Origin of the sequence: Aggregatibacter sp. 2125159857 (assembly GCF_017798005.1) — a bacterium.
Classification (GTDB): domain Bacteria; phylum Pseudomonadota; class Gammaproteobacteria; order Enterobacterales; family Pasteurellaceae; genus Aggregatibacter.
Window position 1 is genome coordinate 647,581 of sequence record NZ_CP072548.1, and the last position, 26,248, is coordinate 673,828.

A 26,248-nucleotide genomic window follows, 5' to 3' on the forward strand; every position below is an offset into this window, starting at 1 on the left:
CACTGTCGTTATTTGTGCGTTTGGATAAATTAAGGTTGGAAGGCAAAGAAAAGTTGATATAATCACGCCCTTATTCATTTTAACATTGTACAAGAAATAGACATTATGACGAAATTCACTTATTGGCAACGTGCGAAAGTTGCTTTTCAATACATTATGCCGCAACTGTATTTAACCCAATTAGCCGGTTGGTTTGCCCAACAAAAATGGGGTGCAGTAACACATTTCGTGATCAAGGCTTTCGCGAAGAAATACAACGTGGACATGAGCGAAGCAAAAAAAGAGAACTTTAGCGATTATGAAAGTTTCAACCAATTTTTTATTCGTGAGTTAAAAGACGACGCGCGAAAAATCAATGAAAATCCGACCGCACTTTGCTTACCTGCCGACGGTCGTGTGAGCCAAATCGGGCATATTGACGATGAACGTTTATTGCAAGCCAAAGGGCATTTTTTCAGCCTATCTGATTTATTAGCCGGCGATGAAGAATTAGTTGACACCTTTAAAAACGGCGAATTTGCGACAATCTATTTATCTCCGCGTGATTATCATCGCGTCCACATGCCGTGCGATGCGACCTTGCGCAAAATGATTTATGTGCCGGGCGATTTATTCTCGGTCAATCCGTTCTTAGCAGAACACGTGCCAAATTTATTCGCTCGCAATGAGCGCGTTATTTGTGTTTTTGATACAGCGTTCGGCCCAATGGTACAAATCCTCGTGGGGGCGACCATTACAGCCAGCATGAGTACGGTTTGGGCAGGCGTCATTAATCCGCCACGCACCGGTGAAGTCAAAGTCTGGACATATCAAGGAGACAGCGCCATCAAATTAACCAAAGGCCAAGAGATGGGCGCATTCCAATTGGGCTCAACCGTCATTAACTTATTCCCGGAGAATTCCGTGACCTTAGCAGAACATTTAGAGGTGGACGTTCCGGTAAGAATGGGCGAAATCTTAGCCACAATGAAATAGTTTTATCAACAGAAAGGAAAACAACATGACAGCAGAATTTTTCAATCAAGTGAGATTAGACGATACCGAAGCCAAAGGCAGTTACGGTATCGGTTTGCAAATCGGTCAACAATTATTGGATAGCCAATTAGCGGTGAAAGCGGAAGCGGTAGCAAAAGGGATTTACGATGTATTAAATCAACATGCGCCGGCATTAGATTTCAATGAAATCAGCCAAGCGTTGCAACAATTGCAACAACAAGCTGCGGAAGCCCAACAAGCGCAATTCAAAGAAATTGAAGCCGCAGGTAAAGCTTTCTTAGAGGCGAACAAACAAAAAGACGGCGTGAAAGTCACCGATTCTGGCTTGCAATATGAAGTGTTAGTTGAAGGCAAGGGCAACGTGCCATCTACAACCGATAAAGTACGCGTTCACTACACCGGCACATTACCGGACGGTACCGTATTCGACAGTTCCGTCGCTCGCGGTCAACCGGCAGAATTCCCGGTTAATGGCGTAATCAAAGGTTGGATCGAAGCGCTTTCCATGATGCCGGTCGGTTCCAAATGGCGTTTGGCAATCCCACACGAATTAGCCTATGGCGAACGTGGTGCAGGCGCAGCCATCCCACCATTTAGCCCATTAGTCTTTGAAGTGGAATTGTTAGAGATTCTTTAATTTATCCCTTTCATAAAAAAGCCACGCGCGATATTGACGTGTGGCTTTTTTTTATTCCTATTTGACGATGGTTCCCACAATACTTCGGGTCGTTTCCCGCACTTCCGTGAGTTGTACGCGAATTGGGTCGCCGATTTTGTATAATCGCTGATCTTTCACATAAAAAGCGATTTCATCAGGATTAATCACAACCTCTTCTTTATTGTCATGTAAGGTTGAGGCGGGAATAAACATGGAAGCACCATTTTCTAGCAACATCACACGTAAACCGCCACGGGTCACATCTTGTACTTCTGCGTCAAATTCCGGTTTTTCAGCGACTTTATCCGCCAAATAACGACAATATAACCAATCGGCAATATCACGTTCCACCAAACGATTTTGGCGACGTGCTTCTTGTAAACGGGCGAGTACGCTTTCTTCCGGTTTGCTGAAATCGCGGTTGGCTAAATGGGCTTTGATTAAGCGATGGTTCACCATATCCGAATATTTACGGATTGGCGAGGTCCACGTGGCATAGCCATTTAAGCCTAGGCCAAAGTGCGGTGACAATTCCGCTTTAAATTCTGCGAAAGTGAGAAAACGGCGCAAACGGAATTCCAAATAATCTCCTTCAATCGGTTCAATATCATGGCGCATTTGGCAATAGCCGTTTAAGGTTGCCAGCTTTTCAAGCGCATAACGGCTTTGTAATTCCGCTTTGTTTTCCTCATTGGCTAAATTGGCTAACAAGAAATGGTGGGCATTTTCCAAGAACTTTTTATCGAATCCGCTGTGCGTATTGAAGATGCCGCATTGCAAGTTTTCATGTAAAAATTGGGCAGCGCAGATATTGGCGATAATCATGGCTTCTTCGACGATTTGGTTGGCAATACGACGGTATTCCGCCTTAATTTCTAGCACTTTGCCGTTTTCTGCCAGCACGAAAGAATAATCCGGTTTTTCTTTAAAAAGTAGGGCGTGGGTTTTACGCCATTGCGTTCTGGTTAGGGTAAATTGGTGTAGCCAGTGAATTTGCTGTGCTGTTTCCGGATTTTCCGGCTGCCAAGCATTGTCTTTGCCTTCTAGGTAATCGGAAACATTGTTATAGGCTAATTTGGCTTTAGATTGCACTTCTGCCAATACAAATCGTGAAGGCGCGGTGATGTTGCCGGCTAAATCTGTTTGAATATAACACACTAATGCCGGGCGGATTTCGTTCGGTTTGAGGGAGCATAGCTCGTCAGATAGTTCCCGTGGCAACATCGGAATATTGAAGCCGGGCAAATAATTGGTGAAACAACGTTGTTTGGCGTCTTTTTCGATTTGTGAATTTAAACTGATATAAGCCGTCGGATCGGCAATGGCAACCACTAATTGCCAGCCGGTTTGTTCGCCGTTTGAGGTGATAGGCTCAATATACAAGGCGTCGTCCATGTCCTGCGTGGTTTCAGAGTCGATGGTGACGAAGTGAAGTGCGGTCAGATTTTCGCGCGTTTCTTGATCCTGCATTTCATAGTGATCTTGTCCTTGCACCGGTTCACGCGGTTGTTCGTGACGTGCAAGGGTCACCCACCAAGGTGCCAGTTCATCATCGGCGTGGCAAATAAATTGCGTGATTTGCGCATAGAAAAAACGATCGTCGCGCAACGGGTGAGTTTTCAAGGTTGCTACAACCCAATCGCCTTCCTGTAATTCTTCTTTGACAGCTTTGCTTTGCGCGGCGCCAATGGGCTGATTGATGTTAGGGTGATCAACAAGCACCTGTAATTTCTTGTCTTTATTGAACCGCACTTTCGCGATAAAACGGGTAAGCATCGGCTCGATTAAGGCTTCCGGTTCCGCTTGTTCTTTATCGCCTTGTTTTTCGATCGTGGCGCTGATTTTGTCGCCGTGCATGACTTTTTTCATGGCAATAGGGGAAATGAAATAGCTTTTCTTGTCGCATTCCAAAAAGCCGTAAGCCTTGTCCGTACCTTTCACCGTGCCTTCCACACGTTCTTTGCTGTCATGAATTTGTTGTTTGAGTTGTGCGAGTAATGGATTATCTTGGAACATAATTACGTTGGGCGGATTTTTGTCCGCAGATAAAGTGAAAAACAATAACGGCAGACTGAAGTCCACCTTACAAAAGAAAAGGCAGGTTAAAAAACCTGCCGATAAATAAAGGAAGAAAAAATTATTCTTCGCCTAATTCGCCCATGGCGGTGATGCTGAAACCGGCATCAACATGGACGATTTCACCGGTGATCCCGGAGGCTAAATCAGAACATAAGAACGCAGCGGAGTTACCCACATCTTCGATTGTCACGGTACGACGTAACGCAGCGGTTTTCTCGAAGGTTGCCAACATTTTCTTGAAGTTTTTAATGCCGGAAGCCGCTAAGGTACGAATCGGGCCAGCAGAAATGGCGTTCACGCGAATGCCGTCTTTACCTAAATCAGCTGCCATCACACGGGTTGCCGCTTCAAGAGAGGCTTTGGCTAAACACATCACGTTGTAGTTTGGAATGGCACGTTCTGCACCCAAGTAAGAAAGGGTTAATAAAGCCGCGTTAGGATTCAAATATGGACGTGCCGCTTGCGCCATTGCCACGAAGCTGTAGGCACTGATATCGTGGGCAATGCGATAACCTTCGCGGGTTGCCGCATTCACATAGTCGCCGTCTAATTGATCGCCTGGTGCGAATGCGATGGCGTGTACGAAACCATCGAATTTATCCCAATGTTTGCTTAATTCTGCGAAGCAGTTTTGAATGCTTTCATCGGTGGCAACGTCTAACGGAAGCACGATGTTTGCGCCAAATTCTTTGGCAAATTCTTCAACACGCGGTTGTAATTTTTCATTTAAATAAGTGAAGGCTAATTCTGCGCCTTGCTCTTTCATCGCTTTTGCGATGCCGTAGGCGATAGAACGATTGCTGGCGAGACCTGTAACTAAAATACGTTTACCTGTTAAGAAACCCATAATTATTCCTGTTTGTTTTAGTGAAAAAATTGGCGAAATTATACTTGTTTTGCCTTATAGGAGCAATTATCAGAGTAAGTGTTCCGATATGTTAGGGTAATTTATTAAAAGCTAATTTATTCAGATTGGTTATGCTGACTATGTTTGCCAAGTGCATAGAGCGTAACTAAGCCTAATCCAGTAACAACAATGCTGCGGGTGGTAAACAGTTTTTTACTTACTGCCGTGAATAGTAAAGAACGTATTAAGGGTTGATTTAACACTGAACCTAAGAAATTTATATTTTGGAGAGGAGATGAAATTTCTCGTTTTGTTGTATTACCCTGTGAACGTAATTTAAGTCGCAATATATTGCCCTTGAGTACTAAAAGTTCTTTTTCTTCTTCTAAACGCATTATCACTTCTCCTACTCTTGTTTGGATTTACCTATAATATTTTTTAATGCACTAATATCTTGTTGTATCTCTATTACTGTATCCATCATAAATGTTTTTTGTTTTTTTAAAAAACGCGATAACCCAAAGGCTAAAATAAAAACAATGAATAGGGAAATAACACTGATAGAGAAAAATACGGTGATTTTATTTTCTGGGGCAAGATAGGAATCTAAACCAAATAACAAGCTGATAAAAGAAACTAATAAAAGTAATGAGGAGAACAATATAATAATGAGAGATGATAATAAAGAATTTTTTAGCTGGATAAAGTCAATCCGAAGCATTTGCAAACGGATTTGTGTTAACTCAAGGGTTGTAATCAATGTATTTTTAATTTTTTGTATAATTTGCATTCCGTCTCCTTAAGAGCTGTCTGAAAGAAAAAGTGGCTGCGTAGAAAATGAGTAAACGCAGCCATTATTCAGTAGAACTCTTTTAGTAAATAGAAACTATTTTTTACTGATGAGTACGCCCAGTAATAATCCAATAACACCAGCAGTGCCGATGGCTTTGTAAGGATTTTCTTGCACTAGAGTATCGGTGCTTTTAATCACCTCTTTGGTTTTTTCAACGGCTTCTTCTTGAAGAGAACTAAATTGTCCTTTAATTGTTTTAATTTGAGAACTTAAATTTTTTTTCAATTTTTTCAGTTCTTCTGCGCCTGCTTCACTTTTTTCATTAAAAAGCTCTTCAGCATTATTTAAAATGTCATTCAGTTCTTCTAATAGTTCTTTGCGTTTTGCATCAAATTCTTTACTCATAGTGTTTCTCCTCTTGTTAAAATGTAATAATTAAAATACCAGTAGAAATAATACTTTTATTCCTACATGGTTACTATTCTATACATATATTTTATAGAGAAGTCAAGAGTAAATCAGTTATGCCGGATTATCCATATCCTTAAATTCCACCTCAAATCCCTGTTCGTTTGCCAGCCATTCACCTAACGCTTTTACGCCATAACGTTCGGTGGCATGGTGGCCTGCGGCAAAGAAATGAATTCTTTGTTCTCTAGCGGAGTGAATGGTTTGCTCAGAGACTTCGCCTGTAATAAAGGCGTCAAAACCTTGGGCTGCAGCAAGATCAATGTAACCTTGACCTCCACCGGTGCAGATGCCGATTTTGCGGATAAAGTGCGGTCCGTTTTCTGTGCAAATTAATGGTCTGCGCTTTAACATCTGTTCGATGCGTTCGGCAAATTGTTCGGCAGTTAATGGTTCTTTTAAGGCGCCCCAAACAGGAATGCTGGCTGAGCTTTACCGCCTTGTTTTTCGATCGTGGCGCTGATTTTGTCGCCGTGCATGACTTTTTTCATGGCAGGTGGCGCAATAAAGTAGCTTTTTTTATCACATTCTAAAAAGCCATAGGCTTTATCAGAGCCTTTTACCGTGCCTTCTACACGTTCTTTACTGTCATGAATTTGTTGTTTGAGTTGTGCGAGTAATGGATTATCTTGGAACATAATTATTTTTATCGTAGGGCAGAGTGGAGTCTGCCGAAATCATCATAAAATGGCGGAGTGAACTCCGCCTTACAAATAGAAAAGGCAGGTTAAAAAACCTGCCAATAAATAAAGGAAGAAAAAATTATTCTTCGCCTAGTTCGCCCATGGCGGTGATGCTGAAACCGGCATCAACATGGACGATTTCACCGGTGATCCCGGAGGCTAAATCAGAACATAAGAACGCAGCGGAGTTACCCACATCTTCGATTGTCACGGTACGGCGTAATGCAGCGGTTTTCTCGAAGGTTGCCAACATTTTCTTGAAGTTTTTAATGCCGGAAGCTGCTAAGGTACGAATCGGGCCAGCAGAAATGGCGTTCACGCGAATGCCGTCTTTACCTAAATCAGCTGCCATCACACGGGTTGCCGCTTCAAGAGAGGCTTTGGCTAAACACATCACGTTGTAGTTTGGAATGGCACGTTCTGCACCTAAGTAGGACAGCGTTAATAATGCCGCATTCGGATTCAAATACGGACGTGCCGCTTGCGCCATTGCCACGAAGCTGTATGCGCTGATGTCGTGGGCAATGCGATAACCTTCACGGGTTGCCGCATTCACATAGTCGCCGTCTAATTGATCGCCCGGTGCGAAGGCGATGGCGTGCACAAAACCATCGAATTTATCCCAATGTTTGCTTAATTCTGCGAAGCAGTTTTGAATGCTTTCATCGGTGGCAACGTCTAACGGAAGCACGATGTTTGCGCCAAATTCTTTGGAAAATTCTTCAACACGCGGTTGTAATTTTTCATTTAAATAAGTGAAAGCCAATTCTGCACCTTGCTCTTTCATCGCTTTTGCGATGCCGTAGGCGATAGAACGATTGCTGGCGAGACCTGTAACTAAAATACGTTTACCTGTTAAGAAACCCATAATATTTCCTGTGATTTGCGTTAAAAATCGCGGTGTAGTGTAAGCGAAAACGCTTTTGAATACAAAGCCGACTAATTTATCAAAACTAAAAAGCACTTATTCAGTGCTGAATAAGTGCGGTTGAATGTTACGCTAATTTAGCTAAAACACATGTGGTCAGTCTATAAAATATGATGAAAGCATAGAATTATACTGCGCTTTACTCTAGAATCAATCCGTTCATTTAAACGGTTGCATGGCAATTGAGAATATGGTGAAAGCGTGAATTAAGTGCGGTAGATTTTTTTTCTAAATCTTGAATTTAACGAAATCATCTCCATATAGAGCCAAATTAGCAGAATAGAAAAGAGAGTATGCGATGAGAACAAAAAAATCAGAATTACAAACCATACCGGTATTGCCATTGCGCGATGTCGTTGTGTTTCCTTATATGGTGATGCCGTTATTTGTAGGGAGACCAAGATCTATCCACAGCCTTGATGAAGCAATGAATCACGGCAAGCAACTCTTGTTGGTATCGCAAAAGCAGCCGGAATTGGAAGAACCCGGTATTGATGATTTATACGATGTCGGCACCATTGCCAATATTATCCAGTTGCTCAAACTGCCGGACGGCACGGTGAAAGTGTTAGTGGAAGGACAGCAACGTGCACAGATCTATCAATTGGAAGATACCGGTGAACATTTTCAAGCGCAAATTAAGCCGATTGAAAGTACGCTTGGCAATAAAAAAGAATTACAAGTTGTTCACAAAGCAGCCTTAGATGAATTCCAAAACTATGTGAATTTGAACAAGAAAGTACAGCCGGATATTCTTTCCGCACTTCAACAAATTGAAAATTTGGAACAATTAAGTGACACCTTAGCCTCCCATTTACCGGTTTCCGTTGCTCAAAAACAAACCGTATTAGAAATGAGCAATGTGGTGGAACGTTTTGAGTATTTGCTGGGGGTAATGCAGTCCGAAGCGGATCTATTACAGGTGGAAAAACGCATTCGTAGTCGCGTGAAAAAACAAATGGAGAAAAGTCAGCGCGATTATTACTTAAACGAACAAATTAAAGCCATTCAAAAAGAGCTTGGCGAAGAAGAAAATGCGATAAGTGAAATTGAACAGCTTCGTCAGAAAATTGAAGAAGCAAGAATGCCTTTGGAAGCACGTGAAAAAGCCGAAGCTGAATTGCAAAAACTGAAAATGATGTCGCCAATGTCGGCTGAAGCCACCGTTGTGCGCAGTTATATTGACTGGATGATTCAAGTGCCTTGGCATAAACGCACCAAAGTGAAAAAAGATCTCGCTAAAGCACAAGAAATTTTAGATGCCGATCACTATGGTTTGGAGCGCGTGAAAGAGCGTATTTTGGAATACCTTGCCGTGCAAACCCGTTTAAATCAATTAAAAGGGCCAATTCTTTGCTTGGTAGGCCCTCCTGGTGTTGGTAAAACCTCTTTAGGACAATCTATTGCCAATGCAACAGGGCGTAAATATGTGCGCATGGCATTAGGCGGCGTACGTGATGAAGCAGAAATTCGTGGTCACCGTAAAACCTATATTGGTTCTTTGCCGGGTAAATTGATTCAAAAAATGGCAAAAGTCGGTGTAAAAAACCCGCTCTTTTTGTTAGATGAAATCGACAAAATGTCTTCTGATATGCGTGGCGATCCTGCCTCTGCATTATTAGAGGTATTGGATCCTGAACAAAATGCTCATTTCAACGATCATTATTTGGAAGTGGACTACGATTTATCCGATGTCATGTTTGTGGCGACCTCAAACTCCATGCACATTCCAACGCCATTATTAGATCGTATGGAAGTGATTCGTTTATCCGGTTATACGGAAGATGAAAAACTGAATATCGCCACTCGCCATTTGATCAACAAACAAATGGAACGCAACGGATTAAAAGCCGGTGAATTAACCATTGATGACAGTGCGATCGTGGATATTATCCGCTATTACACTCGTGAAGCCGGTGTGCGTAATTTAGAACGTGAAATATCAAAAATCTGCCGTAAAGCTGTAAAAACCTTACTGTTAGATAAGAAATTAAAATCCATCAAAGTGACGGCGAAAAATCTACACGATTACCTTGGCGTGAAACGCTTTGAATTTGGTCGTGCAGATACGCAAAATCGTGTCGGCGAAGTCACTGGTTTGGCATGGACGGAAGTCGGCGGCGATTTACTGACGATTGAAACTGCCTCAGTGCTAGGGAAAGGTAAACTCAGTTACACAGGCTCCTTGGGCGATGTCATGAAAGAATCCATTCAAGCGGCAATGACTGTCGTACGCGCCCGTGCAGATAAATTAGGCATTAATCCGGAATTCCACGAAAAACGCGATATTCATATTCACGTTCCGGACGGTGCGACACCAAAAGACGGCCCGAGTGCAGGGATTGCTATGTGTACCGCATTGGTGTCTTGTTTAACCGGTAATCCGGTAAAATCCGAAGTAGCGATGACCGGTGAAATCAGCTTACGTGGCAAAGTATTACCAATTGGCGGTTTAAAAGAAAAATTACTGGCTGCGCACCGTGGTGGTATTAAAACCGTCATTATTCCAAAAGATAATGTGAAAGATTTGGAAGAGATTCCGGAAAATGCTAAACGTGATTTGAACATTCACGCAGTAGAAACCATTGATGAAGTGTTAACCATTGCATTGGAAAATCCACCGACCGGTGTAGAGTTTGTCAAACTTGAGCCAATTTCTACGGTGAAAAATAGCCGCCGGAAGAAAGGTATTGCACCAAGTGCGGTCAATTAATGAAAAGTTTTTCAACACGATAAGGATCTATAGAGTAGCGTGAACATCCGAAAGGGTGAAATCACGTTCCGTGCGTGGTTTGTTCGTGCATCAAGATGCACGCTACATACGAAATCGTGAATACACGAAAGGGTTAAATAATGTTCCATGCGTGATTGGTCGTGCATCAAGATGCACGCTACGTACTGAGTTATAGGCGATTGCGGAGTAACTAGAGATTACGGATATTCGACAAATGATGCGAACGAAGGATGAGTTATATCACGAGCTTGGTCTTGATAATCCGGCATTAAGTCGTGATGCGCTGTTGCAGGCGATCAGTCAGCATATTGCGCTTTTTGGAACGCCCGATTCTTATTAACGGTAATAAAGCGAAAATAGGCCGCCCACCGGAAAGCGTGTTGACGATTTTATAGGTGAAAAACAGGGAAAAGGAAAAAACAGATGCATTTTAGACCGCACTTTATGTATAGAAGCTCTGACCTAATCTGATAAATCACAATAAAGTGAGAGTTTCCCCGTTTAGAATATGAGTGTCAAAATTAATCTAAACAAAAAGGAAAATCTCATATTTTATGAGAGCAATCCTCTTATTAAACACAAGACTGATTTACTTAATTTAGCCGAATAGTGGGGAACATCTCTTAATCCTGCCAAATTATGGCATGAATCGTGATACCTTTTATCGTTATCAATAATAAGTTTGGTTGCTGAAAAAGGTATTATTTTAAGTGAATCGCAAGTACAAGCCTTAGAGTGCAATAAAGAAGAGGTCAAACACCCATAACCCAATGGTACCTGCGAGCGTTTCCACAAAACGATTTTACAGGAGTTTTATCAGGATACCTTTAGAAAGCGAATTTATACGGATTTAGAGACATTACAAACAGACTTAGACGAATGGGTATTGTATTATAATTATCATTGTACCTATCAAGGTAAAATGTGTTATGTAAGAACACCGATGGAAACATTACTTGATGGAAAACGCATTTGAGCAGAAAAGAATCTAAGCTTAAATTAATCTGGCAGGCACGAGTTTTTTAAGTATGAGATTGTCAGATTGGGTTTGATTTTCTGCAAATAAACCGCACTTTAATGTAATTTATTAAAGTGCGGCATTTTTTTGTACATTTTTCTATGTGCTTTCTAGGCTTTCTTTAGGTTCGTTCTCTGTTTTTTCTTTATTCAGCAACAACCGTTCCGTTTCAAAATCATGATGCAGCGGTTCGATATCGGGCATGGTTTTATTGGCTTTGGCAGAAAGTGCCTTAAAGCGTTCCACTTTGCCTATCAAGCCCTGTTGCCCTACGAGTGCCGTGACAGCACTGTTGTAGTGCGAACTGACGGTGGAAAGGCTGTTTCCCACTTTCGCCAAACGCTCCGCAAGTAAGCAGATTTGGTTGTAAATGTCGCCGGCTTTTTCGCTGATTTCACGCGCTTCCGCATTACCGCGTTCCACCCGCCACAGATTCGCCACCGTGCGTAAAATCGGCATCAGCGTGGTATGTGACACCATAATGACATTTTTGTCATAACCATAACCGAACAAACTCGGGTCCATTTTTAAGGCTTCAATGTAAGCGGGTTCCACGGCAATAAACATCAACACGAAATTCGGGCTACGTACGCCGATAAGGTTGCTGTAATCTTTACGGGATAAGTCATCGATGTGATTACGCAATGCCTTAATATGCTCGCGCAGAAACGCCTGACGTTCTATTTCATCTTCAGCATTGACCGCACTTTCATAGGCGTTAAGCGACATTTTGCTGTCGATAATCAAATGTTTCTCATCCGGTAGGTTAAGAATAAAGTCGGGATAATTGCGTTTGCCCTCTTCGTTTTTGAAATGCGCCTGTGCCGTGTAATGTTCATTTTCCACCAAGCCGGCAGATTGCAACGCCCGCTCCAACTGCATTTCCCCCCAGTTACCAAGGGTTTTCTTTTCCCCTTTCAGAGCGGAAGTGAGGTTGTTCGCCTGCTGCGACATACTCAAACCGATTTCTAACACTTTCTTAATTTCCGCTTCCAAGCCCGCATTGCCTTTGAGGGATTCCGAATGAATTTCATTCACCCGTTTTTGGAAACTCTCAATTTGCTCACGGAAAGGCTTTAACAGACTGTCCATCGACGCTTGATTCGTTTGCTGAAAACGCTGGCTTTTCTCTTCCAAAATACGATTGGCGAGGTTTTGAAATTCCGTATTGAGCTGCTGTTTGGTTTGTTCAACATGTTGTTGCTGCTCGGCAAAATGCTTTTCTTTTTCTGTTAACGTGGTTTTGAGTTCCGCCAGTTCCTGCGAAAGTGCGGTGTATTTTTCCGTTAAATTTGTCAGCGATTCTTCTTTGCGGACAATCTGCGCTTGGCTTTGCGCGAGTTGTCCGCGCAAGCTGTCCGCCTGTGCCGATGCCACACCAAAACGTTCTTTCAGCGTCGTTATTTGTTCTGCAATGGCAGAATGGCGCGCCTGTTCTTCATTTAATTCCGTTTGCAAATACTGTACTTTTTCATCCCGTTCGTTTAAGCGAATTTGTAGCCCATCCGCCGTGGTTTGCGCTTTCACTACCTCTTGTTCTAATTGATTTTTACGGGCAGTAACGGCATCAAACTTTTCTAATAACCGATTAAAATCCTCAATGTTTTTATTTAAATCCTGTTGTAATTCCAAGCTATCCCGTTTCCGGCGCGCGCTGACAAAAAGCAAAATAAGGCAAAGCACGCCCAATGCGACGCAAACGCCCAATAACAGATTTAAATCAATATCCAATGCAAACATGTTCCCTCCTGATATTCGGCGTTAGTATAAAGGAAATCCGCGGCCTTTGCCGACCTTTTGCTTTTTCATTTCGTGGGTGGCAAAAGGCGCAAAACTTGCGGTAGAATGGCGCTTGAAGCGTTTTAATATTTGTCGAGAAAAATCACCGCACTTTTAGGGCATGCTATGAACCAACCTTTATTTCAACATACCAAACACGAGGAGCACTGCCCGCAGTGCGGTGCATTGTTGCAAATAAAGCAAGGCAAAAAAGGGCTGTTTCTCGGCTGTTCTGCCTATCCGCAATGTGATTATTTAAAACCGTTACAGGCCTCCAACGAACTAAAAACCCTTAAAATATTGGAACAAAACTGCCCCCAATGCGGCCATTTATTGGCGTTAAAACAAGGGCATTTCGGCATGTTTATTGGCTGTAGTAATTATCCGGAATGTCATTTTGTAGCGCATGAAGAAACGCCACAAAGCGAAGAAGAGAGCCTGCCTTGCCCGGAATGTAAAGAAGGGCAGTTAGTGGCGCGGCGTGGACGTGCCGGCAAGTTATTTTACGCCTGCAACCGTTTTCCGCATTGTAAGTTTTCCGTACCAAGTAAACCTTATTTAGTGGGTTGCCCGCAATGCCACGGCAATTTAGCCTTATTAAAAAAACAACAGGGCGAACAACGCACTTGGCAATGTGTGAATAAAACCTGCCGCCACATTTTTACGACCGAGTAACCTCATGAATTTACAAGAGATTGTTAACCATTTAAAAAATCAGCAAGTCGTTGCCTACCCTACCGAGGCGGTTTTCGGCTTAGGTTGTAATCCAAACAGCCAAAATGCGGTGGAAAATTTACTGGTTTTAAAACAGCGCCCGATGTCAAAAGGGCTAATTTTAATTGCGTCGAGCTTGGATTTTTTATTGCCTTTTATAGATGAAAGCCGTTTGATGGAAGAACATTGGCAGCGCTTAAGCTCTAAATATGATCGGCCAACGACATGGGTCGTACCGGCAAAAACAACGACACCCAAATTTCTTACCGGCGATTTTAACAGTATTGCGGTGCGCATCAGCCAACACCCTGCCGTTAAGCTGTTATGCGAACAGGCAGGCTTTGCACTCACCTCCACCAGCGCCAACTTAACCGGACAGCCACCTTGCCGCACAGCACAAGAAGTGACACAGCAATTCGGCACGAATTTCCCGGTGCTGGATATGCCTGTGGGCGGCGCGGTAAACCCATCCGAAATTCGCGACATTTTCACCAACCAAGTTTTTCGTCAAGGATAAATCATGTTATATGCCGTTTGGGGCAACCCTATCGCTCAAAGCAAATCGCCGCAAATTCATCGCATTTTTGCCGAACAAACCGCACAAGACGTGCAATACGATGCCATGTTAGGCGACGAACAGGATTTTGAACGGCAATTATTGGCGTTTTTTGCGCAAGGTGCAGTAGGGTGTAATATCACCTCGCCTTTCAAAGAACGGGCGTTCAAGCTGGCAGATGCACACAGTGAGCGTTGTCTGATGGCGGAGGCCTGCAATACGTTGAAAAAATTAGACGATGGCACGCTGTATGCGGACAATACTGACGGCGCAGGATTGGTGACGGATTTACAACGGTTAAATTGGCTTAAGCCGAATCAAACCCTACTCATTTTAGGTGCAGGCGGTGCCACAAAAGGCGTGTTGTTACCGCTTTTACATGCACAGCAAAACATTGTGATTGCCAACCGCACTTTAGCCAAAGCGCAACAGCTGGCAGAAAAATTTTCGCCTTACGGCAATATTCGTGCCGTAAAACTTGGTCAACTTCCCGCGCAATCCTTTGATGTGATTATCAATGCGACCTCCTCAGGTCTGCATGGCGGTACGATACAAATTAACGATGAGATTCTACGTGCAGCAAAAGCGGTTTACGACATGCAATATGATCGACAAAAAGACACGCCGTTTTTGGCGCGCTGTCGTGCGTTAGGTGTGCAAAATCGATGTGATGGTTTCGGGATGTTATTGGCGCAAGCGGCACATGCTTTCTATTTATGGCGGGGCGTAATGCCAAACATTACGCCGTTATTTGAGCAGTTATAAGGCTATTGGCGCGTTTTCGCTTGTAGAATGCCATCCGTGATAATCAAAAGCATGGCAAGGACCAAACAAATAAACAACGGATAGCTTTGCGAATCAATTTCTTCACCGATTAACAAAGAAACCCCCACCATCAAGCAAGGCTCTACATAACCAAGTAAGCCCAACAAATTCATCGGCAAATAATTGCTGGCAAGAATATAAGAATTAAGCGCCGTGCCGCTAATTAAACCGAGCAGTAGCAATAAAACCAAAATATTCGGATTACTTTGTTGTACTTGGGCAATATCAACTTGCCAGGCGAAGTAAATACAAAATGGCAAAAGAGTCAACATTTCTAAGAAGAATGCCGCAAGATCGGTGATTTTCCACATTCGACGTACCACAAAATAAGAGGTATATCCCACGCAAATTACCAATGCTTCCCAAGAAATTTCCCCTTTTAAAGCGATGTTGGAAATGACCCCCACGGCAGCAATCAATACGGCTAAAAACTTAATGCGCGAAACCCGTTCTTTAAAAATAATTCGCGCTGCCGCCACCATCACTAAAGGCAGCAATAAATAACCGAAAGAAACACTCAACGAGCTACCATTATTAGGTGCCCACAAAAATAGCCACATTTGAAAGCCCATTAAGGCACTGGTGAAGATAAACGCCAAGATAAAGTGCGGTCGTTCTTGAATGCGTTTTAAATGCGCGATGAGTGCTGCTTTCTGCTTAAATAACACCACGGCAGCCGCGACAAAAGGCAAGGTAAAAACAATGCGATAGCCGAAAATATCCGTTCCGCTCAAAGGCAACAGCAAGGTAGAAAAATAATACATGTAGCCGAACAACAAAGAGGCAAATAATGAAAACGCGACGCCTTTTAGCATAAAAACTCCTTAAATTATGACCGCACTTTACTCCAACAACTGCCAAAATGCACGCACTAAAGGGCGTTCCAAGGCAGGTTTTAAAGCACACACGCCGAGTTCAAAAGGCGCAATCGGCACATCCAACTGCAAGGTAGAAATTTGGCTGTTCAACGGGCTATTTTTAATCACCACATCGGGCAATAAGGCTAAACCACACCCGAGTGCCACCATGGACACAATGCCTTCGTGCCCCGCCACGGTGCCATAGATTTTCGGGTGTTTAATGCTTTTTTGTTTAAACCATTCTTCGACCCGCTGTCGAGCCATGCCATCTAACGGCAAAATGAAGGGAACTTGCTGCCAATTGATAGGTTCTTGCTGTAATAACTGCGTCGCCGAACATGCCACACGAGGCGCAATCATCGACAACGCAATATCATCGATATAATGAAACGTCACCGCACTCGGCAATATCGGCGGTTTCCCCGCCAACGCCAAATCCACCTGCTGCGCCTGCACCAAATGTACCGCCTGCGCCGGATCGCCTGTGGTCAGTTGAATTTCCACTTTCGGATAATGCGCACGGAATTTCTCCAAAATCCCCGGCAAATGGCTATACGCCGCCGTCACCGAGCAATACAGCTTGAGCTCCCCGCTAAGCTCTTCCTCTTGGGTATGCAACTGCTGTTGAAACAGCATCCAATTCTGCCACTGCTGCTGTGCAAAGGCCAAAAACACCTCACCATTCGGCGTCAACGACACCTGGCGATTATCCCGCCACAAAAGCTGTTGCCCCAATTCCTCTTCGATTTTTTGAATTTGGCGGGACAAGGTTGATGGCGACATGTGGTGCAACGCCGCCGTTTTGGCGAAGTTTTGAGTTTGGGTGAGGGTGATGAAGATTTTGAGATCGGTAAAAGTCATGATATTTGTTTTATTTAAGTTTGATTTGGGTTTCGTACTCAACGTCGTTGAGTACGAGTTCATTTTCTTTGCTTGCCCAAAGAAAACGAACCAAAAGAAAAGGCACCCCGGATAATCCGCTTATCCTTATTTCAATGCAATTTTCTTAACGCAAAATTTCGAACTCGCTTCGCTCAAACAAAGCGAAATTTAGCTAAAAATTGCCTTTCCATAAGAGCGTCTTACACGGGGACCCATTTTTCCGAGCATCATTCTAAAAATACGATCGATTTTAAAATCGTTATTTCAAATAAAAACACTTAAAAAATTAACCGCACTTTAACGCTAATAATACTCGGACAAATTGAGGGCCCCATCTGAACCGCCTGAGCGACTTGTCATTTTTAGGAAATTTTCGCCTGTTTGAGCCGCTTGCGGCGAGTTCGAAAATTTCCGTTAAAAAAATTACAATCAAGCGAAGAACAGCTGTGAAGCTGGGGTGTGCTTTCTTTTTGCCTACTTTTACTTTGCACAAGCAAAGAAAAAGTAGGTCGCCGTCAGGCGAAATTCTGACGATTTTTGCAAAAGAAAGAAGGTCGCCATCGGCGAAACCGATTCTTCTAAATGTAGATAATTGCAAAAATCGCAACATAAAATCCCAATAATATCACTTTACGCAACACCAAAACACCCTATAATCACCCAAACCTAAACAAACACTCCCACACAAAAGGAAAACATCATGGCTAATTATTTCAACACGTTAAACTTACGCCAACAATTAGACCAACTCGGTCGTTGCCGTTTTATGGATCGCAGTGAGTTCGCAACTGAAGCAGATTTCTTGAAAGGCAAGAAAATCGTGATCGTAGGTTGCGGTGCACAAGGGTTAAACCAAGGGTTAAATATGCGTGATTCTGGTCTAGACATCAGCTACGCATTACGTCCCGAAGCCATCGCAGAAAAACGTGCGTCATTCCAACGTGCCAGTGAAAATGGTTTTAAAGTGGGCACTTATGAAGAACTGATTCCAAAAGCCGACCTAGTCATTAACCTCACCCCAGACAAACAACATTCCAAAGTCGTTGCTGATGTGATGCCGTTGATGAAAAAAGGCGCGGTATTGGGCTATTCCCACGGTTTAAACATTGTTGAAGTGGGCGAGCAAATCCGTCCTGACATCACCGTCGTAATGGTGGCACCAAAATGCCCGGGTACAGAAGTTCGTGAAGAATACAAACGTGGTTTTGGCGTGCCTACATTAATTGCCGTGCACCCGGAAAATGACCCACAAGGCGAAGGGTTAGAAATTGCTAAAGCTTGGGCGGCGGCAACCGGTGGTCATCGTGCAGGCGTGTTGGAATCCTCTTTCGTGGCGGAAGTCAAATCCGACTTAATGGGTGAACAAACCATCCTTTGCGGTATGTTGCAAGCAGGTTCTCTCATTTGCTACGACAAATTAGTGGCTGACGGCAAAGATCCGGCTTATGCGGGCAAATTAGTGCAATACGGTTGGGAAACCATCACCGAAGCCTTAAAACAAGGCGGTATCACGTTGATGATGGATCGCTTATCCAACAGCGCAAAATTGCGTGCGTTCGAGTTAGCAGAACAAATCAAAGAAGAATTGGCGTTCTTATTTGCCAAACACATGGACGATATCATCAGCGGCGAATTCTCCCGTGTGATGATGGAAGACTGGGCAAACGGCGATGCCAACCTCTTAAAATGGCGTGAAGAAACCGGCAAAACCGCTTTTGAAAACGCACCGAAATATGAGGGCAAAATCAGCGAGCAAGAATATTTCGACCATGGCGTGTTAATGATTGCGATGGTGAAAGCCGGTGTGGAATTGGCATTCGATACCATGGTGGCCAGTGGCATTTACGAAGAATCCGCTTACTACGAGTCCTTACACGAATTGCCGTTAATCGCCAACACGATTGCGCGTAAACGTTTATATGAAATGAATGTGGTGATTTCCGACACGGCAGAATACGGTAACTACTTATTTGCTAACGTTGCCGGCCCGATTATGCAAAAAGCATTGGTGCCGACTTTACGCAAAGGCGATATCGGCGAACCGACACCAACCGTGGAAATCGACAACATCACTTTACGCGATGTGAACGATGAAATCCGCAATCACCCAGTAGAATTAATCGGTCAAGAATTGCGTGGTTACATGAAAGATATGAAACGCGTTTCATTGCAAGGTTAATGGAAATATTCATAATGTAAAAAAGCCGGCGATATTGCCGGCTTTTCTATGCTTGTGTGAACAGGATAAAACGCAATAGGCTGTTTTAAATATCCAAATTCGCTCTTAACGCATTGCTCTCAATGAACTCACGGCGAGGCTCTACTTCATCACCCATTAAGGTGGTAAATAGCTTATCTGCCGCCACAGCATCCTTAATAGACACTTTCAACATGCGGCGAGTGTTTGGATCCATTGTTGTTTCCCAAAGCTGTTCCGGGTTCATTTCACCTAACCCTTTATAGCGTTGAATCATCAAACCACGGCGAGATTCTTTCATTAACCATTCAATCGCTTGCTCAAAAGAAGTTACTGCAACTTTACGTTCACCACGCATAACATAAGCATTTTCTTCTAATAAGCCGACCAATTTTTCACCCAATGCAATTAAGCGGGCATATTCATTACCGGTCACAAATTGGAAGTTCAAGAAATAATCCGTATCAATGCCGTGTGTTCTTACCGTTAATACCACTTCATGCAAGTTTCGTTCAGCATTGAATTGCAAACGATAGCTATAATGTCTGCCGTCAGTTTCTTTTCCATTTAAAGAAGCAACCAAAGAATCAGCCCAAGAATTGACCGCACTTTCCTGTTGCATTAACGCTGTGGTCAACGCCGGTTGATAAATCAATTCTTTCAACACGCTTTCCGGATAATAACGACTCAAGCGGGTCGTCATTTTTTGTACAGCAAGATATTCGGAAGCGAGATTTTGTAACGCCATACCTTGCATACCCGGTGCATTGTCATTCACATAAAGCGCCGCATTTTCCAACGCAATCGCCAATTCAAATTCCGCCATGGCTTCATCGTCTTTAATGTATTGCTCTTGTTTGCCTTTTTTCACTTTATACAACGGTGGCTGGGCAATATACACATAACCACGTTCAATCAGCTCCGGCATTTGACGATAGAAGAAGGTTAATAACAACGTACGAATGTGTGAACCATCCACGTCCGCATCAGTCATGATAATAATGCTGTGATAACGCAATTTATCTGGGTTATATTCGTCACGACCGATACCGCAACCTAGCGCCGTAATCAATGTCCCCACTTCTGCAGAAGATAACATTTTGTCAAAGCGGGCTTTTTCCACGTTCAGAATTTTCCCTTTTAACGGCAGAATTGCTTGGTTTTTACGATTACGCCCTTGTTTTGCCGAACCGCCCGCAGAGTCACCCTCCACGATATAAAGTTCAGATAACGCCGGATCACGCTCCTGACAATCCGCCAATTTACCCGGCAAGCCGCCTAAGTCTAATGCGCCTTTACGACGGGTCATTTCACGGGCTTTACGTGCGGCTTCACGCGCACGTGCCGCATCAATAATTTTGGTCACGATGATTTTCACATCGTTTGGATTTTCCAACAAATAGGTTTGCAAATACTCGTTCATCAAAGATTCCACCGCACTTTTTACTTCGGAGGAAACCAATTTGTCTTTTGTTTGAGAAGAGAATTTTGGATCCGGCACTTTCACGGAAATCACAGCCACCAAGCCTTCACGAGCATCATCACCGGAAGTCGCTACTTTAGATTTTTTGGTATAGCCTTCATTTTCCATGTAGTTATTCAGCGTACGGGTCATCGCCCCGCGGAAACCTGCCAAGTGAGTACCACCATCGCGTTGTGGAATGTTGTTGGTAAAGCAGTAAATGTTTTCTGCATAACCATCGTTCCATTGCAACGCAATTTCTACGCCAATGCCGTCTTTTTCTGCAGAGAAATAGAACGGTTTCGGATGGATCGGAGTTTTGCCACGATTGATATATTCCACAAACGCTTGAATACCACCCTCGTAATGAAAATGGTCTTGTTTGTCGGTACGTTCGTCAATTAAACGGATAGAAACACCGGAATTTAAGAAAGATAACTCTCTTAGGCGTTTGGCTAAAATATCGTATTCAAATTCAATGTTCGTAAAAATCGTTGGGCTTGGCCAAAAGCGCACAGTCGTGCCGGTTTGGTCGGTTTCACCAATGACCGCTAACGGAGCAACGGGATCGCCAAGGCGATAAAATTGCTCATGCACTTTGCCTTGACGACGAATAGTCAGTTGCAATTTATCGGACAACGCATTAACCACAGACACACCTACACCGTGCAAACCACCGGACACCTTATAGGAGTTATCGTCAAATTTACCGCCCGCGTGCAAGACCGTCATAATTACTTCTGCAGCAGAAACACCTTCTTCCGGGTGAATATCTACCGGGATACCGCGCCCGTCATCTTGCACGGAAACGGAATTATCGGAATGAATAGTCACGATAATGTCACTGCAATAACCTGCCAAGGCTTCATCAATGGCGTTATCCACCACCTCAAAAACCATATGGTGTAAACCCGTTCCATCGTCTGTGTCACCGATATACATGCCGGGACGTTTACGCACCGCATCAAGCCCTTTCAGCACTTTAATACTGTTTGCACCATAAGTTTCTGGAGTAGTTGTTGACATAATTCTTCTCTGTGTAATTCGTAAAAAATTGGGCGGGATTATAGCAAAATTTTGCGCAATTAGCTAAACATAACTGCACTTAAACGGTACTTAGACTTATTCGGTTGCGCGGGCATTTTTATGTTCGCGGATTAAAGACAGAAACGCTTGTCCGAAACGTTCCAATTTAATCGTACCGACACCGTTAATTTGCAACATCTCAATATTGCTAACCGGTTGGTACTGCGCCATTTCTTGCAAAGTCGCATCGTTAAACACGATATACGGGGGAATGTTTTCCTTATCGGCAATTTGCTTACGCAAGAAGCGCAAACGTGCAAATAAATCTTTGTCGTAAGAACCGACCGCACTTTTGTGCATCATCACAGTGGTAACGATAGACGATAGACGTGGCGTTGCCAATTCCAACGGCATCTCTCCCCGCAAAATCGGCTTGGCGTTTTCTGTGAGCTGTAACGTATTGCCATACTCGCCAATGATTTGGCGAACTAAGCCCAAATGAATGAGCTGACGCAACACGGACTGCCAGTATTCCGTGCTGTGTTCTTTGCCAATGCCGTACACACTCAGTTGGTCGTGTTGCTGATCACGAATTTTCTGATTATTCATGCCACGCAAGACGGCAATGACATAATGAGCACCATAACATTGACCGGTACGATAAATTGTCGACATGATTTTTTGTGCGTCCAACAACCCATCGTATTTTTTCGGTGGATCGAGACAAATATCGCAGTTTTGACAGGCTGTTTGACGATGTTCGCCGAAATAATTCAATAAGACCAAACGGCGGCAGGTTTGGCTTTCGGCAAATTCGCCGATGGCTTGCAATTTATGCTGTTCAATTTGGCGTTGTGGCGTTTCCGGCTTTTCCATCAACATTTTGTTCAGCCACACATAATCCGCCGGATCGTAAAACAACACCGCCTCCGCCGGCAAATCGTCACGCCCTGCACGGCCGGTTTCTTGATAGTAGGATTCAATGCTACGCGGTAAATCAAAATGTGCCACAAAACGCACGTTAGATTTATTGATCCCCATGCCGAAGGCGATCGTCGCCACCACCACTTGGATGTTGTCCCGCTGAAAATCCCGTTGTACCTTTTCCCGTAAGCTATTTTCCATGCCCGCATGATACGCCGCCGCCCGCACGCCTTTGTTACACAGCGTTTCCGCAATGCGTTCCACCTTATTGCGGCTGTTGCAATAAACAATGCCGCTTTTGCCTTTTTGGGCGAGCACGAAACGACAAAGCTGTTCCATCGGCTTAAATTTTTCCACTAAAGTGTAACGAATATTTGGGCGATCAAAACTGCCCACATGAAAGTGCGGTCGATTTAGCCGGAGATTTTGCAGAATATCTTGTTGCGTTGTGGGATCTGCCGTGGCTGTCAGCGCCATAATCGGCACGTTCGGGAAACTGCCTTTTAAACCGCCAAGTTGGGTATATTCAGGGCGAAAATCGTGCCCCCATTGGGAAATGCAGTGCGCCTCGTCGATAGCAATAAAGCTGACGTTGCAATGAGAAATAAATTGGAAAAAGCTGTTGGTCATGACTTTTTCCGGAGATAAATACAATAATTTTAACTGGCCGGAAATTGCCCTATTTTGCACCTGTTGCTGTTCTTCAAAGGTTTGCGAGGAGTTTAAATAATCCGCTTCTACGCCGCTGGCACGAAGCTGATCCACCTGGTCTTTCATTAAAGAAATCAACGGCGAAACCACCAAGGTCATTCCGTCAAAACACAACGCAGGAATTTGATAGCACAACGATTTTCCCGTGCCTGTCGCCATAATGACCAAACAGTCTTGCCCATTTAGCGCCGCATGAATAATCTCTTGTTGACCTTTGCGGAAAGATTGATAACCGAAAACGGAATGTAAAACATCCAATGCGGTGGAAGAAAGTGCAGTGAGATTTTCCGGCGATTTATCGGAAAAATTCACCGCACTTTGTTGAAGGGATGAAGATGGGGCTAAAACGGACATTAAGCGAAATGTACTTGTTCACCATGTTTGGCACAGGCTTCGGTTAAAGCTTGCCAGAAATCCAAGCCCTCATGATTCACCCAATGGCCGTCTTTGTAAGCAAAATGGAAACCGCCATTGTGGCTCGCCAACCATAATTCGAACAACGGTTCTTGTTTGTTGATCACAATTTGACTGCGATCGCCAAGCGTAATCGTGAACACGGAGCCTTGGCGATCACAATCCACATCACAATCTTGCGCTTCTAATTGTTCTTCGATTTGATTCCAAATTTGTTCAATATTTTGATGAAATTCCATTACATTCATAAAACCACTCCTCGTAAATCCTGCTAAAATGGCGATTATAAAGATTTTCCGTGCGTTGTGATAGCACAAAGCCGGATTTAGTGGTAAAAAGAGTAGCCGAAGTGAAGCGCAAGGAGCAACCTATGAAAAAACTGATTTCTGTATTTTTACTCGTCACATTGTGTGCGCTAAGTAGCGGTTGCGGTGTTAAAGGCCCATTATATTTTCCGGAACAAGATAGTACTCAGCAAACAACGAAATAACTTTTTATAGGCGACTTTATGGACTTTTTCCAATATAAAAACAATCAACTCATGGCGGAAAATCTGCCAGTCAAACAATTGGCCGAACAATTTGGTACGCCTTTGTATATTTACTCTAAAGCTACCCTTGAACGTCATTGGCACGCATTTAATAACGCGTTTGGCGAGCATCCGCACTTGGTGTGTTTTGCGGTGAAATCCAACCCGAATATTGCGATTTTAAACGTAATGGCAAAATTAGGATCAGGCTTTGACATTGTGTCCCAAGGGGAATTGGAACGCGTCCTTGCCGCCGGCGGTGACGCGGCCAAAGTGGTCTTTTCCGGTGTCGCAAAATCTCACCAAGAAATCGCCCGCGCATTAGAAGTCAACATTCGTTGTTTTAATGTGGAATCGGAAGCAGAATTATTGCGCATTAACCAAATCGCCGGTGAAATGGGCAAAATCGCACCTATTTCATTGCGCGTAAATCCGGACGTGGATGCCCATACCCACCCTTACATTTCCACAGGGTTAAAAGAAAATAAATTCGGCGTGAGCGTAGAACAAGCTCGAGAAGTCTATAAATTAGCCGCTACCTTATCAAATATTAAAATTGTCGGTATGGATTGTCACATCGGCTCACAACTCACGGAATTACAACCGTTTTTAGATGCGGTAGATCGCTTAATTGTACTCATGGAACAATTAAAACAAGATGGCATTCATTTAAAACACTTAGACTTAGGCGGCGGCTTGGGTGTGACTTATACGGACGAAACGCCGCCACATCCGACAGACTATGCCAAAGCGTTGTGGGAAAAATTGAGTGCCTTTAGTGAACTGGAAATCATCGTCGAACCGGGACGCGCCATTACTGCAAACGCTGGGATTTTGGTCACCAAAGTAGAGTATTTAAAATCCAACGAAAGCCGTAATTTTGCCATTGTGGATGCCGGCATGAACGACATGATTCGCCCGGCGTTGTATCAAGCTTACATGAACATTCTAGAAATCGACCGCACTTTAGCGCGTGAAGAAAAAATCTATGATGTGGTCGGCCCGATTTGCGAAACCTCCGATTTCCTCGGCAAACAACGCAAACTTGCCATTGCGGAAGGGGATTATTTAGCCCAACGATCTGCCGGTGCCTACGGCGCAAGTATGTCTTCTAACTATAACTCTCGCCCAAGAACAGCGGAAGTGATGGTGGATGGCGATAAAGCTTATCTTATCCGCCGTCGCGAGGCGTTAAACGAATTATGGCAATTAGAAAGCTTATTGCCGTAACGCAAGGTGAAACATAAAAAATCCCGCAACTGATTTGCGGGATTTTTTGTTAGTGGGTTGATGCTTTTAATTTCTCAATCGTTTCTTTATTGAAGAAATAATGCGTGCCACAGCATTCGCATTGCATATCGATGGTGCCTTGGTGTTCAGCAAGGATATGGTCAATTTCTTCTTCCGAAATTAACAACAAGGCAGCGCCTGAACGTTCTTGCGAACAGCCACAGTGGAAGGTCACCGATTGTGGTGCGAAGAGTTCAACGGTTTCTTCGTGGTATAAGCGGTACAACAATTCTTCTGCGCTTAAACCAAAAATCTCGTCGTCTTTAATGGTGGCGGTTAAGGTGGCTAAATGCTCGAAATCGTCCGGTGAGCCTGAACCATCCGGGACGATTTGTAATAACACGCCGGCAGCGACCGGTTTGCCGTCATATTCACCACTGCGGATAATCAGTTGGGTTTGGAGTTGTTCGGAACGGATGAAATAGTCTTCTAAACATTCGCTGATGGTGGGTTTGTCCAGTGGTACGATACCTTGATAACGTTCGCCTTCTTTTGGCGCAATGGTGATCACCAACACGCCTTTGCCGATCATTTGGTGTAGGCTCATGTTGTTATCAATATCGCCTTGCAAACGGGCAAGCGCACGGATTTGTTGCTGATCGTTGCCGTTGACTAACGCCAGTTTTAATGGGCCATCGCCTTGAATTTGCACGGTGATGTCGCCGTTAAATTTTAAGGTGGCGGTCAGCAAACTGGTGGCGACCATCATTTCGCCTAATAAATTGCGCACGGCTTGCGGGTAATGATGGGTGTTTAAGGTGTCGTTGAACGTTTGATTTAAGCGTACCCATTCGCCACGTACGGCGCGGTCTTTGAACAAGTAACGATAAAGTTGGTCGTTGTCTTTAGTATAAGTTGTCATCTTTTTTGTTCCT

General features: G+C 43.8%; 22 protein-coding genes and 4 pseudogenes. 11 read left to right on the top strand and 15 right to left on the bottom strand.

All coding sequences use genetic code 11. From position 1 onward, the window contains the following. Nucleotides 1-105: 105 nt before the first annotated feature. Both asd and J5X96_RS03355 read left to right on the top strand, forming a co-directional pair. Complete coding sequence (gene asd, locus J5X96_RS03350; RefSeq protein WP_209364368.1) at nt 106-975, top strand: archaetidylserine decarboxylase; 870 nt, start codon at nt 106-108, stop codon at nt 973-975. A 25-nt stretch (nt 976-1,000) separates the two neighbouring features. After that, nucleotides 1,001-1,633: an FKBP-type peptidyl-prolyl cis-trans isomerase gene (locus tag J5X96_RS03355; RefSeq protein WP_209364369.1), complete on the top strand. Its 633-nt coding sequence runs from the start codon at nt 1,001-1,003 to the stop codon at nt 1,631-1,633. Nucleotides 1,634-1,690: 57 nt separating this feature from the next. On the opposite strand, the gene rnb is transcribed toward J5X96_RS03355, so the two are convergent. From rnb to J5X96_RS03395, 8 genes and pseudogenes are all read right to left on the bottom strand, one after another. Next, nucleotides 1,691-3,670 carry an exoribonuclease II gene (gene rnb, locus J5X96_RS03360; RefSeq protein ID WP_209364370.1) on the bottom strand — a complete coding sequence of 660 codons (1,980 nt, stop codon included), beginning with the start codon at nt 3,668-3,670 and terminating at the stop codon, nt 1,691-1,693. 121 nt (nt 3,671-3,791) lie between these two features. Further along, the gene (locus J5X96_RS03365; RefSeq protein ID WP_005703676.1) at nt 3,792-4,580 is read right to left on the bottom strand and encodes an enoyl-ACP reductase; all 789 of its coding nucleotides are present in this window, start codon (nt 4,578-4,580) and stop codon (nt 3,792-3,794) included. 116 nt (nt 4,581-4,696) lie between these two features. Beyond that, the gene (locus tag J5X96_RS03370; protein ID WP_209364371.1) at nt 4,697-4,975 is read right to left on the bottom strand and encodes a hypothetical protein; all 279 of its coding nucleotides are present in this window, start codon (nt 4,973-4,975) and stop codon (nt 4,697-4,699) included. Between the two features lie 11 nt (nt 4,976-4,986). Continuing rightward, nucleotides 4,987-5,370, bottom strand: coding sequence for a phage holin family protein (locus J5X96_RS03375; RefSeq protein ID WP_209364372.1), 384 nt, complete (start codon nt 5,368-5,370; stop codon nt 4,987-4,989). A gap of 96 nt (nt 5,371-5,466) precedes the next feature. Continuing rightward, the gene (locus J5X96_RS03380; protein ID WP_021615926.1) at nt 5,467-5,778 is read right to left on the bottom strand and encodes a YqjD family protein; all 312 of its coding nucleotides are present in this window, start codon (nt 5,776-5,778) and stop codon (nt 5,467-5,469) included. Nucleotides 5,779-5,895: 117 nt separating this feature from the next. Beyond that, nucleotides 5,896-6,270: pseudogene (locus tag J5X96_RS03385) on the bottom strand (Nif3-like dinuclear metal center hexameric protein); the annotation flags it as partial. Further along, nucleotides 6,267-6,479: pseudogene (locus J5X96_RS09830) on the bottom strand (exoribonuclease II); the annotation flags it as partial. The pseudogenes J5X96_RS09830 and J5X96_RS03385, both read right to left, overlap by 4 nt. Before the next feature lie 124 nt (nt 6,480-6,603). Next, nucleotides 6,604-7,392 (bottom strand): enoyl-ACP reductase, encoded by a 789-nt coding sequence (locus tag J5X96_RS03395; RefSeq protein ID WP_209364373.1) that lies wholly within the window; start codon nt 7,390-7,392, stop codon nt 6,604-6,606. Nucleotides 7,393-7,750: 358 nt separating this feature from the next. Between J5X96_RS03395 and lon the strand changes: the two genes are divergently transcribed. The 3 genes and pseudogenes from lon to J5X96_RS03410 form a co-directional block, all read left to right on the top strand. After that, nucleotides 7,751-10,165 carry an endopeptidase La gene (gene lon, locus J5X96_RS03400; RefSeq protein ID WP_209364374.1) on the top strand — a complete coding sequence of 805 codons (2,415 nt, stop codon included), beginning with the start codon at nt 7,751-7,753 and terminating at the stop codon, nt 10,163-10,165. A 211-nt stretch (nt 10,166-10,376) separates the two neighbouring features. Beyond that, nucleotides 10,377-10,581 (top strand): annotated as a pseudogene (locus J5X96_RS03405) (ArsC/Spx/MgsR family protein); the annotation flags it as partial. Between the two features lie 374 nt (nt 10,582-10,955). Continuing rightward, a pseudogene (locus J5X96_RS03410) lies at nt 10,956-11,162 on the top strand (IS481 family transposase); the annotation flags it as partial. 141 nt (nt 11,163-11,303) lie between these two features. Here the strand turns inward: J5X96_RS03410 and rmuC are convergent. Next, complete coding sequence (rmuC, locus tag J5X96_RS03415) at nt 11,304-12,944, bottom strand: DNA recombination protein RmuC (RefSeq protein ID WP_209364375.1); 1,641 nt, start codon at nt 12,942-12,944, stop codon at nt 11,304-11,306. A 165-nt stretch (nt 12,945-13,109) separates the two neighbouring features. Between rmuC and J5X96_RS03420 the strand changes: the two genes are divergently transcribed. The 3 genes from J5X96_RS03420 to aroE are packed head-to-tail and all read left to right on the top strand — an operon-like array spanning nt 13,110 to nt 15,018. After that, nucleotides 13,110-13,658 carry a type I DNA topoisomerase gene (locus J5X96_RS03420; protein ID WP_209364376.1) on the top strand — a complete coding sequence of 183 codons (549 nt, stop codon included), beginning with the start codon at nt 13,110-13,112 and terminating at the stop codon, nt 13,656-13,658. Nucleotides 13,659-13,662: 4 nt separating this feature from the next. Further along, complete coding sequence (locus tag J5X96_RS03425; protein WP_209364377.1) at nt 13,663-14,214, top strand: Sua5/YciO/YrdC/YwlC family protein; 552 nt, start codon at nt 13,663-13,665, stop codon at nt 14,212-14,214. 3 nt (nt 14,215-14,217) lie between these two features. Next, on the top strand, nt 14,218-15,018 hold the full coding sequence (aroE, locus tag J5X96_RS03430; RefSeq protein WP_371812558.1) for a shikimate dehydrogenase: 801 nt from the start codon (nt 14,218-14,220) through the stop codon (nt 15,016-15,018). Nucleotides 15,019-15,020: 2 nt separating this feature from the next. Here aroE and rarD read toward each other — a convergent pair whose 3' ends face one another. Together rarD and ilvY are read right to left on the bottom strand one after the other, a co-directional pair. Beyond that, complete coding sequence (gene rarD, locus J5X96_RS03435; protein ID WP_209364378.1) at nt 15,021-15,893, bottom strand: EamA family transporter RarD; 873 nt, start codon at nt 15,891-15,893, stop codon at nt 15,021-15,023. Between the two features lie 27 nt (nt 15,894-15,920). After that, the gene (ilvY, locus tag J5X96_RS03440) at nt 15,921-16,799 is read right to left on the bottom strand and encodes an HTH-type transcriptional activator IlvY (RefSeq protein WP_209364379.1); all 879 of its coding nucleotides are present in this window, start codon (nt 16,797-16,799) and stop codon (nt 15,921-15,923) included. Nucleotides 16,800-17,520: 721 nt separating this feature from the next. On the opposite strand from ilvY, the gene ilvC reads away from it, so the two are divergent. After that, the gene (gene ilvC / locus J5X96_RS03445) at nt 17,521-18,999 is read left to right on the top strand and encodes a ketol-acid reductoisomerase (protein WP_209364380.1); all 1,479 of its coding nucleotides are present in this window, start codon (nt 17,521-17,523) and stop codon (nt 18,997-18,999) included. Between the two features lie 85 nt (nt 19,000-19,084). On the opposite strand, the gene gyrB is transcribed toward ilvC, so the two are convergent. The 3 genes from gyrB to cyaY form a co-directional block, all read right to left on the bottom strand. After that, nucleotides 19,085-21,505: a DNA topoisomerase (ATP-hydrolyzing) subunit B gene (gyrB, locus tag J5X96_RS03450; RefSeq protein ID WP_209364381.1), complete on the bottom strand. Its 2,421-nt coding sequence runs from the start codon at nt 21,503-21,505 to the stop codon at nt 19,085-19,087. Between the two features lie 96 nt (nt 21,506-21,601). After that, nucleotides 21,602-23,494, bottom strand: a complete 1,893-nt coding sequence (recQ, locus tag J5X96_RS03455) for a DNA helicase RecQ (RefSeq protein ID WP_209364382.1) — start codon at nt 23,492-23,494, stop codon at nt 21,602-21,604. Then, nucleotides 23,494-23,802, bottom strand: a complete 309-nt coding sequence (gene cyaY, locus J5X96_RS03460) for an iron donor protein CyaY (protein WP_209364383.1) — start codon at nt 23,800-23,802, stop codon at nt 23,494-23,496. The genes recQ and cyaY overlap by 1 nt, the downstream gene beginning before the upstream one ends. Nucleotides 23,803-23,924: 122 nt before the next feature. Here cyaY and J5X96_RS09715 point away from each other — a divergent pair, with 122 nt between their 5' ends. Together J5X96_RS09715 and lysA are read left to right on the top strand one after the other, a co-directional pair. Beyond that, entirely contained in the window at nt 23,925-24,044 is a 120-nt protein-coding gene (locus tag J5X96_RS09715) for a lipoprotein (RefSeq protein ID WP_245193475.1), read from the top strand. A gap of 18 nt (nt 24,045-24,062) precedes the next feature. Then, nucleotides 24,063-25,313 carry a diaminopimelate decarboxylase gene (lysA, locus tag J5X96_RS03465; RefSeq protein WP_209364384.1) on the top strand — a complete coding sequence of 417 codons (1,251 nt, stop codon included), beginning with the start codon at nt 24,063-24,065 and terminating at the stop codon, nt 25,311-25,313. A gap of 49 nt (nt 25,314-25,362) precedes the next feature. Here the strand turns inward: lysA and hslO are convergent, their stop codons facing one another. Further along, nucleotides 25,363-26,235 carry an Hsp33 family molecular chaperone HslO gene (gene hslO, locus J5X96_RS03470; protein ID WP_209364385.1) on the bottom strand — a complete coding sequence of 291 codons (873 nt, stop codon included), beginning with the start codon at nt 26,233-26,235 and terminating at the stop codon, nt 25,363-25,365. Between the last annotated feature and the right edge of the window lie 13 nt (nt 26,236-26,248).